At 66.2% G+C, this 15,451-nt stretch carries 13 protein-coding genes; 7 read left to right on the forward strand and 6 right to left on the reverse strand.

Annotated features, from left to right (window positions below; all coding sequences use genetic code 11):
- Positions 1-7 precede the first annotated feature (7 nt).
- Positions 8-1,645: a VanW family protein gene (locus ACFYOW_RS10800; protein WP_387286645.1), complete on the reverse strand. Its 1,638-nt coding sequence runs from the start codon at positions 1,643-1,645 to the stop codon at positions 8-10.
- A gap of 705 nt (positions 1,646-2,350) precedes the next feature.
- Here ACFYOW_RS10800 and gnd point away from each other — a divergent pair.
- Positions 2,351-3,382: a phosphogluconate dehydrogenase (NAD(+)-dependent, decarboxylating) gene (gene gnd / locus ACFYOW_RS10805; RefSeq protein WP_387286647.1), complete on the forward strand. Its 1,032-nt coding sequence runs from the start codon at positions 2,351-2,353 to the stop codon at positions 3,380-3,382.
- 236 nt (positions 3,383-3,618) lie between these two features.
- Positions 3,619-4,419, forward strand: coding sequence for a proteasome subunit beta (prcB, locus tag ACFYOW_RS10810; RefSeq protein WP_387286649.1), 801 nt, complete (start codon positions 3,619-3,621; stop codon positions 4,417-4,419).
- Between the two features lie 204 nt (positions 4,420-4,623).
- On the opposite strand, the gene ACFYOW_RS10815 is transcribed toward prcB, so the two are convergent.
- Complete coding sequence (locus ACFYOW_RS10815; RefSeq protein ID WP_387286651.1) at positions 4,624-5,940, reverse strand: acetyl-CoA C-acetyltransferase; 1,317 nt, start codon at positions 5,938-5,940, stop codon at positions 4,624-4,626.
- 229 nt (positions 5,941-6,169) lie between these two features.
- Here ACFYOW_RS10815 and ACFYOW_RS10820 point away from each other — a divergent pair, with 229 nt between their 5' ends.
- Together ACFYOW_RS10820 and ACFYOW_RS10825 are read left to right on the forward strand one after the other, a co-directional pair.
- Entirely contained in the window at positions 6,170-7,528 is a 1,359-nt protein-coding gene (locus ACFYOW_RS10820; protein WP_387286653.1) for a 3-oxoacyl-ACP reductase, read from the forward strand.
- On the forward strand, positions 7,528-8,394 hold the full coding sequence (locus tag ACFYOW_RS10825) for a MaoC/PaaZ C-terminal domain-containing protein (protein WP_387287462.1): 867 nt from the start codon (positions 7,528-7,530) through the stop codon (positions 8,392-8,394). The genes ACFYOW_RS10820 and ACFYOW_RS10825 overlap by 1 nt, the downstream gene beginning before the upstream one ends.
- A 55-nt stretch (positions 8,395-8,449) precedes the next feature.
- Here ACFYOW_RS10825 and ACFYOW_RS10830 read toward each other — a convergent pair whose 3' ends face one another.
- The 4 genes from ACFYOW_RS10830 to ACFYOW_RS10845 form a co-directional block, all read right to left on the reverse strand.
- On the reverse strand, positions 8,450-9,580 hold the full coding sequence (locus tag ACFYOW_RS10830) for a DUF5685 family protein (protein ID WP_387286654.1): 1,131 nt from the start codon (positions 9,578-9,580) through the stop codon (positions 8,450-8,452).
- Positions 9,581-10,007: 427 nt separating this feature from the next.
- The gene (locus ACFYOW_RS10835) at positions 10,008-10,607 is read right to left on the reverse strand and encodes a TetR/AcrR family transcriptional regulator (protein WP_062992537.1); all 600 of its coding nucleotides are present in this window, start codon (positions 10,605-10,607) and stop codon (positions 10,008-10,010) included.
- Between the two features lie 251 nt (positions 10,608-10,858).
- A complete protein-coding gene (locus tag ACFYOW_RS10840) occupies positions 10,859-12,019 on the reverse strand; it encodes a glycoside hydrolase family 3 N-terminal domain-containing protein (protein ID WP_387286655.1) in 1,161 nt (386 codons plus the stop codon).
- A gap of 37 nt (positions 12,020-12,056) precedes the next feature.
- Positions 12,057-13,385, reverse strand: a complete 1,329-nt coding sequence (locus tag ACFYOW_RS10845; RefSeq protein ID WP_387286657.1) for an ADP-ribosylglycohydrolase family protein — start codon at positions 13,383-13,385, stop codon at positions 12,057-12,059.
- 148 nt (positions 13,386-13,533) lie between these two features.
- Here ACFYOW_RS10845 and ACFYOW_RS10850 point away from each other — a divergent pair, with 148 nt between their 5' ends.
- From ACFYOW_RS10850 to ACFYOW_RS10860, 3 genes are all read left to right on the forward strand, one after another.
- The gene (locus ACFYOW_RS10850; protein WP_387286659.1) at positions 13,534-14,013 is read left to right on the forward strand and encodes a universal stress protein; all 480 of its coding nucleotides are present in this window, start codon (positions 13,534-13,536) and stop codon (positions 14,011-14,013) included.
- 57 nt (positions 14,014-14,070) lie between these two features.
- The gene (locus ACFYOW_RS10855; protein ID WP_387286661.1) at positions 14,071-15,162 is read left to right on the forward strand and encodes an isochorismate synthase MenF; all 1,092 of its coding nucleotides are present in this window, start codon (positions 14,071-14,073) and stop codon (positions 15,160-15,162) included.
- A 114-nt stretch (positions 15,163-15,276) separates the two neighbouring features.
- Positions 15,277-15,444 carry a DUF2613 domain-containing protein gene (locus ACFYOW_RS10860; protein WP_083898253.1) on the forward strand — a complete coding sequence of 56 codons (168 nt, stop codon included), beginning with the start codon at positions 15,277-15,279 and terminating at the stop codon, positions 15,442-15,444.
- Positions 15,445-15,451: the final 7 nt, after the last annotated feature.

Genomic DNA, 15,451 nt, shown 5'->3' on the forward strand with positions numbered 1-15,451 from the left:
GAGTTGCCTACTCGCATTTCACGACAGGTACCGGGTCGTACTTCACCGTCCGCGTGCTGCGCGAGATTTCGCGACCGGTTTTGCGGTCGGTGATGACTCGCGTATCGGAAATGGTGAACCCCGGTGCGCCTTCGGTGGCGATGCAGTCCTTGCCCTTGGGGAGTTTGATCTCGGTGGGCTCGGTCGGCTTGGTCTTCTCGCCGGTGATCGATTCGACATTGACGGTTTTGGTGCCCCAGAGGCGGACCGTGACTTCCGAGTCGGTGGTCGATGTTTCGATGTAGACACCGGATTGGCTGTTATTGCGGAATTTGAGGTCGATGGCGCCGTCGAAGACGGTGGCCTCGCGCGCGGCCGGATAGCGGGAAATGTAGTAGCTGTGCTCGGTGTGACCGGCATCTTCCATGCCCGCGAAATAGGCGGCGTTGTAGAGGGTGGTCGCGAATTGGCTGATGCCGCCGCCGACGGCGGTGCTCGGGCGACCGTGATCGATGATGCCGGATTCGACGTACCCCTCGGCGGTGCCGCGGGGACCGGTGAAGTCGTTGAGCGAGAAGGTTTCTCCCGGCTTGACGATGGCGCCGTTCACCTTCTTGGCGACCACGCGGATATTCACACCGGACGGCCCGCTGAAGCCGCTGGTGGTGAATTGGCCCATCACCTCGGTGACGCCGAGTGCGTTGGCGGCCTCGGTGGTGAGCTTGGGATCCACCTTCTCGTAGACGGCCTGCGCGGTGCGCTCCTGCGGGGCGACGACGAGATTCGGCAACTGCTCGAACGTCTTCGCCCAATTGATCTTGTCGCCGACCACGGCCGGAACCACCGTCGCGGCCGACCCGGTCACGGCGAAGGTCGCGTCCTTGGCCTCGACCTCGGACGGCGCGAGTTGCGGACCCAGCACACCGAGTGCGACGTCCTGTTTGAAGGACGCGGCGAGACCGCCCTGACCATCGGGGGCGAAGGACAGTATGGATGCGATCTGCTCCGGCTCCAGCTTGCCCGTCGCATTGTTCTTGCCCGCGAACACAATCGGCGCACTCACCGCCGGTTCGGCAATGGTGTGCAGAGCTTGCTCGACCGCTTCCGCGCGCACGGCGATCGGTGCGGCTGTCTCCGGAAGATCCAGCAGCGCACCGAGATACCAGTTTTCGATGAGCGCGGTGCGCGCGGCCGGTACATCGAGGATGCGGCCGGGTACCGGCGGCACGGCGACCGGGCGCGCGCCATCGAAGGCGATGGTGCCCTCGACCGTCGCGCGGTCGTGCACGCGCAGGGCGGTGAGCTGAGCATCGAGTGCTTTGTCGTCGACCGTGCTCGCGACCGGCACCGTGTGCGTGACGAACAGCGAAGTCAGTCTGGTGATCGGATTGAGCGGCTGGCCGCCGATGCGGGCCCAGGTAGCATCCCAATCCACCCCCAGGCCGGCGGTTTGGGGTGTGAGCCTGGTCTGCACGTCGCCGATCTGCAGCGGCAGTTCCTGGTCGACGCGCGGATCCACCGCGGTGCGCAACTGAGCATCCGCGGCCGCGGTGTCCTCACCGCCGATATCGATACCGGCCACGACGACGCCGCGCGGTACGTGATCCGACGAAAGTACAAGGTCCGCGACGTAAGCCAGACCGCAAACCGCTATCAGTGCGCCCACGCCGATACCGATGCGTTTAGCGATGGGCGATCTCAGCCCGCTAGATCTGGACGGCTGTTCGGGTGCGCGACCCCGCTGCCCGCCGTTGGGCGCGGTTGCTTTGGATCGCCGAGTTGCCCGCAGCGGCTCGGTCGGCATGGCATTCCCACCCCACTCCGGTGACCGAGGTCCCGACGGAGTCGGCTGCTCAGCGGCCGACTGGGGAGGCGCCGCCGTCTCGGACGACCTCGGTTGCTGGTGCGCCGATCGCGGCCTGGGCGGCTGCGGTGTCTTATCCGCGCCCGGTGGCTGCTGCGCAACCGTGCGCGGCGGCGGTGGCTGCTGCGGTGTGGCGGATCGAGCCGAGTCGAGGAGCTGCCGTAGTCCGACCTGGCCGCCTTCGTGTCGACCGTGCCGGCCGGTACTCGATTCGCTCGTCACGAACCGTCCTCCCCGCTCGATTAAGGAGCCCGCACGGTGCGAGCCCCGCCAACGATAGTGGTCTCCCCCGACATCGTCAGCACAGCGCGGTCCATCAGCAAATCACGTGCAACGGACCACGCCACACATGGAAGGGCCCCGCGTAGTTGCCGGGTCGGGGGTCTGGCAACTACGCGGAGCCAATCCGTTTATCTGGTCCACCGCACCGCGCGTTACACATCCGCGGGACAATCGAGCTGAACTTCCTACCACCAGGGCCCACACGCAACGAGGGAGATGGCTGGAATGCAGCTGGGAATGATCGGCCTGGGCCGGATGGGCGGCAATATCGTGCGCCGGATCGTCAAGGACGGGCACACCGCCGTCGGCTACGAACGCAAACCCAAGATGATCGACACACTCGTCGCGGAGCTGGGCAGCGATGGTTTCCAGGGCTCCACCGATCTGAAGGACTTCGTATCCCGGTTGGAGACCCCGCGCGTGGTCTGGGTGATGATTCCGGCCGCGGTGACCGGTCGGGTGATCGACCAGGTCGCCGAGCTGCTCGAGCCCGGCGACATCGTCATCGACGGCGGCAACAGCCGCTACCACGACGACATCGCGCGCGCCGCGGCGCTGAAGCCCAAGGGCATCCACTATGTGGACATCGGCACCTCCGGCGGCGTCTTCGGACTGGACCGGGGTTTCTGTCTGATGATCGGCGGCGAGGCCGAGCCGGTGGCGCATCTGGATCCGCTGCTGAAGTCCATCGCTCCGGGGGTCGAGGCGGCCGAACGGACGCCGGGCCGCACGGGCGAGCCGTCACCCGCCGAGCAGGGCTATCTGCACTGCGGACCGGCCGGAGCAGGCCATTTCGTGAAGATGGTGCACAACGGCATCGAGTACGGTGCTATGGCCGCCTACGCCGAGGGCCTGAACATCCTGCACAAGGCAAATATCGGCGCGACCCACGATGCCGTGGCCTCCGCCGAGGAGACCCCGCTCGAACATCCCGAGTGGTACCGATACGACATCGACGTGCCCGAAGTGACCGAGGTGTGGCGGCGCGGATCCGTGGTCGCCTCGTGGTTGCTGGACCTCACCGCGAGCGAGCTCTACGCCGATCCGACCCTGGAATCCTTCGACGGCCGGGTATCGGATTCCGGCGAGGGCCGCTGGACCCTCGACGCCGCGATCGATACCGGCGTCCCCGCGCCGGTGCTCGCGGCGGCGCTGTTCGCGCGATTCTCCTCGCGCGGGGAGGCGCTCTACGCGGACAAGATGCTCTCGGCCATGCGCAAGGCCTTCGGCGGTCACATCGAGCTGCCCCCGAAGTAGGACTGTCCGAATCCACCGCCTCAGACAGAATTGGTCGGACAAGGTTGTCCACGGCAGACGCCGCGCAATATCGCACTGACGGCCGACTCGTTCGCCTACCTCGAATTTTCTCGCGCTGCCGGTACCCAGTCCGCGATCAGGACCGGCATGAGCGAATGGCTGTGGCGCACCGGACTTTCCGCCCGCGGAAGTTCGGTGCACTGACGCCGCCGACGGGAAGTCGTTACGGTGGAGTCATGGAGTTCGCGACGTCTTCCTTCTCCGAGAACCTGCGCCGATACGCACCGGAACTCCTGCCCGGCAGCGACTTCGGCAATGCCACGGTGCACGGACAGAATATCGCGGCGCACGGCACCACGATCGTGGCCCTCGCCTACCGCGGCGGCGTGCTACTCGCCGGCGACCGGCGAGGCACCATGGGCAATCTGCTGGCCAGCCGGGATATGGAGAAGGTGTTCATCACCGACACCTACTCGGCGGCGGGTTTCGCGGGCACCGTTGGCATGGCCATCGAGATGATCCGATTGTTCGCGGTCGAGCTCGAACACTACGAGAAGATCGAGGGTGTGGGGCTGACCTTCGAGGGTAAGGCGAACAAGCTGTCGAAGATGGTGCGCGACAATCTGCCTGCCGCATTACAGGATATGGCGGTGGTCCCGGTGCTGATCGGCTACGACTCGAGCGCCACCGACCCGGAGAAGGTCGGGCGGATCTTCTCCTACGATGTCGTCGGCGGTCGCAGCGAGGAGCGCTTCGGCTATACCGCGGTCGGTTCCGGTTCGCTGTTCGCGAAGTCCTCGCTGAAGAAGACCTACAGCCGCGGGATCGATGAGGATCGGGCGCTGCGGATCACCGTCGAATCGCTCTTCGATGCCGCCGAGGACGACACCGCCACCGGCGGCCCGGATCTCACCCGGGGCATCTATCCGACCGTTGTCGTCATCAATGCCGAAGGCGCCGTGGAGGTTCCGGAGGATCGGGTCGCGGAAATCTCGCGCGACCTCCTCGAGGACCGCACCGCGGCGGCACGCGACTGAAATGGTATTCGGTCGAGAAATCGACCGAATACCACCACTTTCCAACCAGAAGTCAGCCTTCTCGAAGGCAACAGCTGATTTCGTCAGCACATAAGTAACTCACGGGGTACGGGCTGATCCAGCCACCGCCTCCCCGTCAGACGCCGACGCCGACCTCATGGCACTCGAGTCCGGCGCCTGAATATCCGGGGAGGCGGGAGGAGCTCAACGCTCCAGGATCGCGACGACGCCCTGTCCGCCCGCGGCACAGATGGAGATCAGCGCGCGGCCGGATCCCCTCTCCGCCAGCATCTTCGCGGTGGAGGCGACGATGCGCCCGCCGGTCGCGGCGAACGGATGACCCGCGGCGAGCGAGGAACCGTTGACGTTCAGCTTGCTGCGATCGATCGAACCGAGCGCGCCGTCCAGGCCCAGACGCTCCTTGCAGTACTGATCCGACTCCCACGCCTGCAGGGTGGCCAGCACCACCGAGGCGAAGGCCTCGTGGATCTCGTAGTAGTCGAAGTCCTGCAGGGTCAGGCCATTTCGGGCCAACAGGCGCGGCACCGCGTAGGTCGGCGCCATCAGCAGGCCGTCGGGGCCGTGGATGTAGTCGACCGCGGCGACCTCGGAGTCGACCAGATGCGCCAGCACCGGCAGGTTGCGCTCGGTGGCCCATTCGTCGCTGGACAGCAGCACCGCGGAGGCGCCGTCGGTGAGCGGGGTGGAGTTGCCGGCGGTCATGGTGGCATCGCCGAGTTTGTTGCCGAACACCGGCTTCAGGGTGGCCAACTTCTCGACGGTCGAACCCGGACGCAGATTGTCGTCGCGGGTCAGGCCGAGGAACGGGGTGATCAGGTCGTCGAAGAAGCCGCGGTCGTAGGCGGCGGCCATATTCTTGTGCGACAGGTAGGCCAGTTCGTCCTGGGCCTCGCGCGCGATACCGAATTCCTTGGCGGTGATGGCGGCGTGCTCACCCATGGACAGACCGGTGCGCGGTTCGGCATTGCGCGGGATCTCGATGCCGAGCATGGCAGGGCGCAGTTGCCCGACCAGCTTGAGGCGGTCCTTATTGTTCTTGGCGCGGTTGGCGTCGAGCATCCACTCGCGCATGGACTCGCTGACCCCGATCGGGGCATCGGAGGTGGTGTCGGTGCCACCGCCGACACCGGCATCGATGCGACCGGCGGCGATCGCGTCACCGACGGTGACGATCGCCTGCAGGCCGGTGCCGCAGGCCAATTGGAGGTCGTGGGCCGGGGTGTACGGGCTGAGCTTGCTGCCGAGCACGCTCTCGCGGACCATGCCGTGCTCGCCGACCCGCTTGAGCACCGCGCCGCCGACGACCATGCCGAGGCGTTCGCCCTGCAGGCCGAACCGGCTCACCAGACCGTCCAGCGCGGCGGTGAACATGTCCTGGTTGGAGGCGTGGGCGTAGGCCTTGTCGGAGCGGGCGAACGGAATCCGGTTGCCGCCCACGATCGCAACCGGGCGTGGGCCCTTCTTTGCCGTGCTCTTCGCTGAACGGGCTTTGGTTGTCACTCGAGTCTCCAAGGTCTCGTCGGGTGCCCGGTGGGCCGGTCGACACGGACGTGTCCGCGCAGATCGGCGCCCCGTCGCGGTTGGTTTACTTTAAACTTACTCTGGAGTAAGTTTGTTGTCGATACCGTACCCCGCAAGTCTGCGTAAATTCGCGCCGGGGCATGCAGACCATTCGGCAACGCAGCCACCGGCGCGCCGAAACCACGACACACGAGAAAAGGGAGAAACAGTGGCAGCCAGCAAGAGCAAGGGTGCTCCCAACCTCTACGGATCGTTCGTACACTCGGCTCCCGGCCAATTCCTGGCGAGCAAGTTGGGCCTGCCGCAGCCGCAGAACCTGCGCCGCTACCAGGCCGGTGAACCGCCGCTGCCCGGTCCGGTGCTGCTCGGCGGCAAGGGCCGCGTTGCCGAACCGGTGCGTACGCTGCTCTCGGACTACACCTTCGCCGACGCGCCCGCCTCGGGTCAGAAGTACGGCGCGCTGGTCTTCGACGCGACCGGCATCGGCACGGTCGAAGATCTCTCGCAGCTGTTCGAATTCTTCCAGCCCGCCATGCGCAGTGTCGCGGCGTCCGGGCGCATCGTCGTCATCGGCACCACCCCCGAGCTGACCGCGGGCGTGGACGAGCAGATCGCCCAGCGCGCGCTCGAGGGCTTCACCCGCAGCGTCGCCAAGGAACTGCTGCGCGGTGCCACCGCCCAGCTGGTCTACCTGCACCCGGAGGCATCCGCCACCGCGTCCGGCCTGGAATCCACACTGCGCTTCCTGCTTTCGGCCAAGTCGGCCTTCGTCGACGGTCAGGTCATCCGGGTCGGCTCGGCCGATTCGGTGGCCCCGGTCGCCTGGGACAAGCCGCTCGACGGCAAGGTCGCCGTGGTCACCGGCGCCGCGCGCGGCATCGGCGCGACCATCGCCGAGGTTTTCGCCCGTGACGGCGCGACCGTGATCGTCGTCGATATCCCGGCCGCCGGTGAGGCCCTCTCGGCCACTGCCAACAAAGTCGGCGGCACCGCACTCGCACTCGATGTCACCGCACCCGACGCCGCCGAGAAGCTGGCCGAATTCGCCACCGAACGCTTCGGCGGCATCGATATCGTCGTGCACAACGCCGGTATCACCCGCGACAAGCTGCTCGCCAATATGGACGAAGGCCGCTGGAAGTCGGTCATCAACGTGAATCTCGCCGCACCGCACCGCATTACCGAGGGCCTGGTGGCGCGTGGCGCGCTGAAGGAGGGTGGCCGGGTGATCGACGTGTCCTCCATCGCGGGCATCGCCGGTAACCGCGGTCAGACCAACTACGGCGCGTCCAAGGCCGGTGTCATCGGCATGGTCAACGCCGAGGCGCCCAAGCTGGCCGAGAAGGGCATCACCATCAACGCCGTCGCGCCCGGTTTCATCGAAACCGCCATGACCGCGGCCATTCCGCTGGCCACCCGCGAGGCCGGTCGGCTGATGAGCTCGCTGCTGCAGGGCGGACAGACCATCGACGTCGCCGAGACCATCGCCTACTTCGCCAGCCCGGCGTCGAATGCGGTGAGCGGCAATGTGGTTCGGGTCTGCGGTCAGAGCCTGATCGGAGCATGATGACCGAGACGATCACGCTCACCGAACCTCCCAAGAACAGCAGCCTTTTCGTCAAGGCCGCGCTCGGTGCGGTGCCGGTGCCGCTGGTCTCGGGGCGCAAAGCGACGCTGCCCGATCGCGTCGTCCGGCTGGAGGGCCTGCGCGTGGATCCGGATCACCTGGCCGCGTACTGCCGGGCGACCGGACTGCGGTTCGGCGACTCGCTGCCGCTGACCTACCCGTTCATCCTCAGTTTCCCGCTGGCGATGCAACTGGTTGTGGCACGGGACTTTCCGTTCGTCGCGGTGGGTGCGGTGCACGCGCAGAATCTGATCGAGCGCAGTCGCGAGATCTCGGTGAGCGAACCGCTGGACTTCACCACGCATATCGAGAATCTGCGCGAGCACCCGAAGGGGCTGCTGGTGGATGCGATCACCGAGGTGAATGTCGGCCGGGAACTGGTGTGGCGTCAGGTCACCACCTTCCTGCACCAGCAGCGCACCTCGCTTTCGGGCGAACCGAAGGGTGAGCCGAAGCCGGAAGAGGTTCCGCCGCCGCCGATGCGCACCGTTCGGGTGGATCAGAAGACGATCACCCGCTACGCGGCCGCCTCCGGTGACCACAACCCGATCCACACTTCGGCATTGGGCGCCAAGGCATTCGGCTTCCCGAAGGCGATCGCCCACGGCATGTGGTCGGCCGCGAACATCCTCTCGAATGTCGAGGGGCGGATTCCCGAAAAGGCCGGCTACGCGGTCAAATTCGGTAAGCCGATCCTGCTGCCGTCCACGGTGAATGTGTACGCCGATCAGGTCGAGGGCGGTTGGGACCTGGCAATGCTGAACCCGAAGAAGGGGTATCCGCATCTGACGGCCACCCTGCGCTGACCCGACAGCGAAGCCGCACTCCTGGAGTGCGGCTTCGCTGTTTCTGGGCCGAGTTTCAGCAGTCGCAGCCGCAACCGTCGCAGCAGCAGCCGTCACAGTCACAGCAGTTACAGCTGCAATCCCCGCAGTCACAGCAATCGCCGCAGTCGCAGTTCTTGATCCAGGCGTCCTTGCGCTTGCCGTTGCACGGGTTGGTGTGGTCGGCGCAGCAGGCGTAGCCGGTGCAGTAGACGCCGAGGACCAATGCCAGCGCCTCGCCGATCCCGGGGCGACGCGGCGGCTTCTCGAATCCCGTTCCCGGCGGCATCGGGTACTGCATCGTCGCGGTGCGCCGAGATGTGCTGCAGGCGTGGGCGGTTACGCCCAGGCCGCGGCCGACCCTGCGCACCAAGGCGTGCAGCGGGTCGAGCAGCATCCAGCGGATTGTCGGGACCTGGTCCAGTTTCGCCTCCGCGACGGCCTTGCGCAGGTGGGAATCCGATTGCCGCAGCAGGTCGTATGCCTCGGGCATGGTGGTCCCGGTGGCGGCGAGCGGGTTGAAGCGGCCGCGGGTCCGGTCGTCGTCGAAGTCCGCGACGGCATCGGCGAGATGGGCTATCCGTCCGAAATTCCTGCCCGCCGCACGCAAAGCGGCAACGTTGTCGGGGCGATCGGCCAGCACCGCAGTGTGCGCGAAGAATTCCGCTGCGCAGATCTGCGTCGGTGCGGTCAATTCGTCGAGAGAGATTGTGCGAGACGCATTTTCCGACGTGCCCGCTGCGGGGCGGGCACCCACCGCGGCGAGAGCTTCCAGGTGCGACTGCGAATTGATCGCGGCGACAAGCGGTTCCACATCGAGGCCGATCAGGGATGCCTGCGATCGCGCGCGGTCGGCCCAGTGACTCGACACCTTCGTCATGGGACGCCGGGTGAGGACCGGACCGTCACCATCGTCGACGTGATCGCGAATCTTGGCCGATCCCAGCAACAGTGATGCGGTGGCAGCCAGCAGTACGCCCGGCGAATTCGCACGCGCCACCTCGGCGCGACGCATCCCCCGCAGCGCGCACGGCCCCGCCGTGGTCCGCTCGATCGAGCCGGACATCTGTGCCTCGGTCAGCACGCTCAGGACGATCGCATCGGTATTGGTCGCCGCCCGCGCCAACTGCCCGTGCCCATCCCGCAGCCCCAAACACAGCCCACACATATGTGCACGCCACGTGCTCGCATCGATCCCGTACTTCTCGGCCCCATGCGAACACGGCCGCAACATCCCGAACAATTCCGCCCCGTTCCCCGACCACTGCGCCGGTCCACTCTCTTGATCTCCCGCACTCTGGCAGCCCGCAAACGCCGCCGCAAGCCGGGCGGTGCTTGTCAGCTGCCGCAGTCTGATCCGGGTTGCCGCGGTGGGTCCTGTTGTCCTGCACCGACATCCCGGGGTCGGGCTGTCCTGGACGGTTTGCCGTCCCGTGGTTCACCGGGCCGTGCTGGGCACCTCGTGTGCCGTACCCGACCTACCGCTGTGGTTACCTGCTCGAGCGTTCATTGCCGAGGGTAGTCAGATGGTGGTTGGGTTCGGTGCGTTGAGCAACCATTCGACTACCCTCGACGCGGCTGGCGAGCAGGAGGGGCTATTCCGCCTTTTTGCGGCCTGCTAGGCCGCGCCAGGCGAGGTCGTCCAAGAGGTCGACCGCTTCGGAGACTTCGATGCGGCCGCTGGCTACGCGGTCGGCTATGGCCTCGCCCGCGCCGATGACGGCCACGGCGACGACATCGAAGTTGGTGCCTGGTTCGGCGTGCTTGGCACTGGATTCGAGCAGTTTGGCGGTCAGTTCGATGACGCGTTCGCGGGCGTTTTCGATTTCCGAGGCGAAGGCTTGCTGGCCGATCGCCTGGCGGTAGAGCACCTGCCAGGAGTTGCGGTTTCGGTCGACGAAGCCGAGGAAACCCTCGAGCGCCGTACGCACTTGTTCATGTGGGGACAGTTGCGGATTTCCCGCCGGTGCCACCGATTCGATGAAGCGCAACCCCTCGCGCTGGATGCAGGCGCGGAACAATTCATCCTTGGAGCCGTAGTAGAGGTACAGCATCGGCTTGGAGATTTTCGCCTCGGCGGCGATCGCATCCATCGAGGTGTCGTGGAACCCCTTACGCGAGAAAACCTCGACCGCGGCGTCGAGCATCTGCTGCTCACGAACCGCTCGAGGAAGTCGCTTCGTTCCGCCCGCCATCACTCTCCTACCACATGGTGAAACTCTTATATTACTCCAAGGTAAGTTCGGCGGGTCGGATTGCGTGTTCGTAAGTTCGGCGAACTATCGGCACTCGGCTCCCATCCTTCGGACCGCGATGTCCTTGGATTCGCGGGCACAGCTGTTCAGCTGTCCAGCAGAGGAATACTACGGGTGTACGGCGACAAGGCGGCTGTACAACATACGAGAGCCACTAGCGACTGCTCGCAGGTCGCTGGAAAGGCCAACCGTCAGCAGGACTGCAGCGCGCCCTTGAATCGAGCCATCCGCAGCACCGATGCGTCGACCCGCTCGGCGGACAGGCGCCCACTCGATACCGCCTGCTCGAGACGGTCCAGCACCTGCGGCACCGCATCGGTGGTGATCCACAGGGCATTGTCGGCACCGGCGATCAGCGCCGCCTCGACCGCGTCCTCGATGCTCATCCGGCTCGTGATGGCGGCCATGCCGCCGAGGTCGTCGGTGAAGATCGGACCCTGGAACGGTGCCGCGCCGTAGCCGGTGCCGTCGCGCAGCAGCGCCATGGCCTCCGGGCTGATGCTGGCGGGGACGTCGGGGGTGGTCAGGCCGGGTACGTCGAGGTGACCGACCATGGCGGCAGCGCCGGAGTCGACCAGATTGCGGAACGGCACGAGGTCGACACTCTGCAACTGCGTCAGCGGCGGGGTGCGGACGGCGCCGGTGTGCGAATCGCCCGATCCGGAGCCGTGGCCCGGGAAGTGCTTCATCACCGTGCCGACCCCGACCTCGTTCATGGCGCGGATGTAGGCGCCGGCGTATTCGGTGACCACCGCGGGATCGTCGGAGAAGGACCGGTCACCGATGACGGAGTCGTCCGGCTGACTGCTCACATCGACGTCCGGGGCGAAGTCCACGGTGACGCCCAGATCCTTCAGTGCGCGGCCGCGGGTCACGGTGGCGTCGTGGAACTGATCCACTGTCATGGTCTGGGCGGTCACCCGGGCCGATGGGGCGGCGCCGATCAGATCCTTGGCCCGGGAGACCCGGCCGCCCTCCTCATCGATGGTCACCATCAGCGGCACCTTGGCGGCGGCTTTGACCTGTTTGATCAGGCCGTCGGCCAGCAGCGACTTATCGGTCCAGCCGCCGACGAAAATGCCGCCGACCTGCGAATTGCGCACCACATTCGTGGCGTCGTCAGCACCGGTGGCACCGACTGTCAGCAGTTGCCCCAGTTTCTCGCGCAGGGTGAGTTTCGCGAGGAAGTCGGCACCGCAGTCAGCTTTGGCGGTGGTGGTGGCGGGAGCCGCGGAACCGGCCGTCACGGCGGGAATCGCGGATTTCGACGGCGCGGGGCTGGAGTCGCCGTTCGAGCACGCCGTCGCGACGGCGGCGAGGATTGCGAGCAGGACGATCGGCGTCTTCCGCATAAGTCCACGGTAATCGGCGTGCTCCGGGCGGTTCGACTCAGGTATGGCTAGCGGCCAGTCGTAGCGTCCGGCGGGCCAGGTCGGAAATTCGGCTGCCGTCGTGGCCGAAGACCGCGCTGTGCAGTCGGTCGTGGAACGGATCGGTCCAGTGGGTCGGGATTCCGCGGGCACCGGCGCGGATTCCAGCGACCGAACCCGCCGTCGCGCCGTTGGAGTCGGTATCGCAACCGCCCTGCACCGTCAGCGCGATCGTGCGGGTGAAATCGCCTGCACCCCAGAGTAAACCGGCGGTGACGAGGCAGGCGTTCGGAATGGCGTGCACCCAGTTGTAGTGGTCGTGGCGGCGGTGAATGGCCCCGAGAGCCTGCTCCCATGACATGCCACTGTGATGGTCCACGATCACTTCGGCGACCGCGACGTGCAACCTCGAACGTGCCGGAATGCATTGCTGGGCAACGGAAAGCGCATCCGATATGGTGTCGGCGGTGAAGGCCGCGGCCACCAGCGCGGCGGCCCACATCGCCGCGTACACACCGTTGCCGGTATGTGAAAGCCCGGCATCGCGCGCGGCCAGTTCGGCGGCGGGCGCCGGTTTACCCGGGTTGACGTAACCGTAAATATCCGCGCGGATCATCGCACCTATCCACTCGCGATACGGATTTCGATACCCGGCCACCTCCGGTGGTTTCCGACCAGCAATCAGATTTCGGTAAGCGACCCGCTCCGCGGTGTAGATCTGCAGAAATGGCAGAAGTTCCAACCAGGCATCCGCGACATCGGATTGCGTGAAATTCGTTCCGCATGTTTCCAATAGGTGCAATCCCAGCACGGTGTAATCGACATCGTCATCGCGCGGCGCACCGTCGATGCGGCCTTTCGCCGATACCGGCCATGTCGGATTCAACGGATATTCCGGCGACGGCGGCAATAATGCGGGCACATAGTCGGTCAGCGGATAGGCGTCGGCCCGCTCGAGATAGGCGCGGATTCGCGCGGGCGTCCAGACGAATCCGTTTTCCAGCGGCTTGCCGAGCGTGCAGCCGACGCAGCGCCCGAGCCAACCGCCGTGGATCCGCTCGAACAGCTCGGGTATCGGCGCGACCGGCCGGATTGCCGACTGCGGTGCCGCAGTTCCGGATTCGTCATAACCCCAGTCGGGATCGCGTTCGGTGCTCTCGAGTCGATCGAAAATCGCCCAGCATTCGGCCGGTTCGACATGATCGACGGCGACGAGCGCGCGCACCTCGGACTCGAACTCGGCCACCGGATAGCCCGATTCGAGCCGCTGCCGCCATTCGTAGAACAGCAGGGTCCGCGGGTCGATCTCGTGCCTGCCGAAGAACACCAGTTCGTTCGCATCGGGCATATCCGCTCCTGGTCCGTGTCGCCCAGTCGGTTTTTTCGCCGTTCAATCCGTTCCCGCAGCAGATTATCCGCGCGCCGCAATACCTCGTGACGGGGTTGTCGGGAGTAATGTTGTGGCGTAGCCAAATGACTCCAACCTGGAGGTCATCGTGCCGTGCGATCTCATGCTCATTGCCTATGACGGTTCCGAAAATGCCAAGCGGGCCATCGAATACGCCGGCCGGTTCCTCGCGGCGAACAGAGCGGTGGTGCTCACCGCCTGGGAACCGATGGTGCGCCAGGCCGCTCGGCTGTCCGGACTCTCCGGTGTGATGCAGCCGGAATGGGTGCCCGACGAGGAGATCGAGGACGTCGCCTATGTCGACGCCCGCAATATCAATATCGAGGGCGTCCGCTTGGCCAAACTCGCCGGTCTCAATGCCGAGGCACGCACCGCGGAGTGCACGTCGACGATCTGGAATGCCATCGTCGAAACCGCCGACGACCTCGACGTCGACATCATCGTGGCAGGGACGCGCGGCGCCACCGGTATTCGAGCGCTGATGCACAGCAGCGTCGCCGACGCCGTACTCAAGCATTGCCACCGTCCGGTGCTCATGGTGCCGCCGGGTAGGGAACCGCGTCGCTGAGATTTGGGTCGCTCGGGTGGCTCTGCTCCGGGTTTGCGGGGTTAGGGTCGAGGGATCATGAACGGTTTCTTGCTCGCTCAGCCCGGTGGGGTGATCCGCGCGTCGGGGACCCGGGTCACCTTCGACGAGGCGGCGCGGGCGGTGGCGGCGCTGCGGGACGGGACCGCCGAGTTGATCGTCGGCGCCCTGCCGTTCGATCCCCGGAGTTCGGCCGCGCTTTGCGTGCCCGAGCAGGCGCAGCGCACGGTCGGGCCATGGCGGCCAGCGGCGCTGCCGGACCTGCCCGCCGTTCGGGTCATCACCGAAATACCGAGTCCGGCAGAGCATGTCGCGCGGGTGACGAAACTGGTCGAGCAGCTGAACGATCCGGCGCAGCCGTTGCGCAAGGTCGTGGCCGCTCGATCGGTGCTGGCCGAAGCCGATAGCGCGCTGGAACCGGAGCTGGTCGCGGGACATCTGCTGACCAGGCATCCGCATGCGAATGTTTTCGCGGTCGACCTTACGGCCGCGGGCCGGCCGGGTGCGACGCTGGTCGGCGCCACCCCGGAGGTACTGGTCGCACGGCACGGCACGACCGTCACGCTGCATCCGCTCGCGGGGACATTGCCGCGCCTCGCCGATCCGGACGACGATGCCGCGCAGGCGCGAGAGTTGTTGGCCAGCACCAAGAATCGTGATGAGCATGCGTTCGTCATCGAGTGGATTCGGGAGGTGCTCGCGCCGGTCTGCGCGGAACTCACCATTCCGGACGGCCCGCAGCTGATCAATACCCACGAGGTCTGGCATCTGGCCACCCCGATCACCGGTCGCTTACGCGATCCCGCGACGACCGCGCTCGACCTGGCGATCCGCTTGCATCCCACCCCAGCGGTCTGCGGCACGCCGACCGATCTCGCCCTCGACACGATCGCGCACATAGAAGAGGAACGCGGCTTCTACGGCGGCGCGGTCGGATGGTGCGACGCGTACGGCGACGGCGAATGGGTGGTCGCGATTCGTAGCGCGGAAATCGCCGCCGACGGGCGCTCGATCCGTGCCTTCGCGGGCGGCGGCATCGTGGCCGCTTCGGATCCGCATGCCGAGTTGGACGAGACCACCGCCAAACTGCGCACACTGCTCGGCAGTTTGCACTGCGCCATCCCGAGCTGAGCGACCCGCGCCCGCTATTCGATTCCGCTATCGGTGGCCTGAACGTAGGTGATCACGCTCGGCCCTGCTAGGTTGGCCCAGAATATGCCTGCATCGATGTATTGGAGTGCCGCGATGAAGTTTGCTGTCCCTGGTGTTGCGAGTGCGGTCGCGGGCGCCGTGTTGGGCGTGATCGCGGTGTTCGTCATCACGATGGCAGTGCAGCAGAACACGCGGCCCGATATCGAGCGTTCCGACTCCACCTCCTCACTACTCAACAACGTTGAGTACGGCAGCCGCTGATCCCGCG

Source organism: Nocardia sp. NPDC006982 (genome assembly GCF_042869435.1).
Taxonomy (GTDB): Bacteria; Actinomycetota; Actinomycetes; order Mycobacteriales; family Mycobacteriaceae; genus Nocardia.

Excerpts from the sequence above, each read along its gene's own strand:
- gnd (WP_387286647.1), top strand. The coding sequence starts at position 2,351 with ATGCAGCTGGGAATGATCGGCCTGGGCCGGATGGGCGGCAATATCGTG.
- prcB (WP_387286649.1), top strand. The coding sequence starts at position 3,619 with ATGGAGTTCGCGACGTCTTCCTTCTCCGAGAACCTGCGCCGATACGCA.
- ACFYOW_RS10825 (WP_387287462.1), top strand. The coding sequence starts at position 7,528 with ATGACCGAGACGATCACGCTCACCGAACCTCCCAAGAACAGCAGCCTT.
- ACFYOW_RS10830 (WP_387286654.1), bottom strand. The coding sequence starts at position 9,580 with ATGTGTGGGCTGTGTTTGGGGCTGCGGGATGGGCACGGGCAGTTGGCG.
- ACFYOW_RS10835 (WP_062992537.1), bottom strand. The coding sequence starts at position 10,607 with ATGGCGGGCGGAACGAAGCGACTTCCTCGAGCGGTTCGTGAGCAGCAG.
- ACFYOW_RS10840 (WP_387286655.1), bottom strand. The coding sequence starts at position 12,019 with ATGCGGAAGACGCCGATCGTCCTGCTCGCAATCCTCGCCGCCGTCGCG.
- ACFYOW_RS10845 (WP_387286657.1), bottom strand. The coding sequence starts at position 13,385 with ATGCCCGATGCGAACGAACTGGTGTTCTTCGGCAGGCACGAGATCGAC.
- ACFYOW_RS10855 (WP_387286661.1), top strand. The coding sequence starts at position 14,071 with ATGAACGGTTTCTTGCTCGCTCAGCCCGGTGGGGTGATCCGCGCGTCG.
- ACFYOW_RS10860 (WP_083898253.1), top strand. The coding sequence starts at position 15,277 with ATGAAGTTTGCTGTCCCTGGTGTTGCGAGTGCGGTCGCGGGCGCCGTG.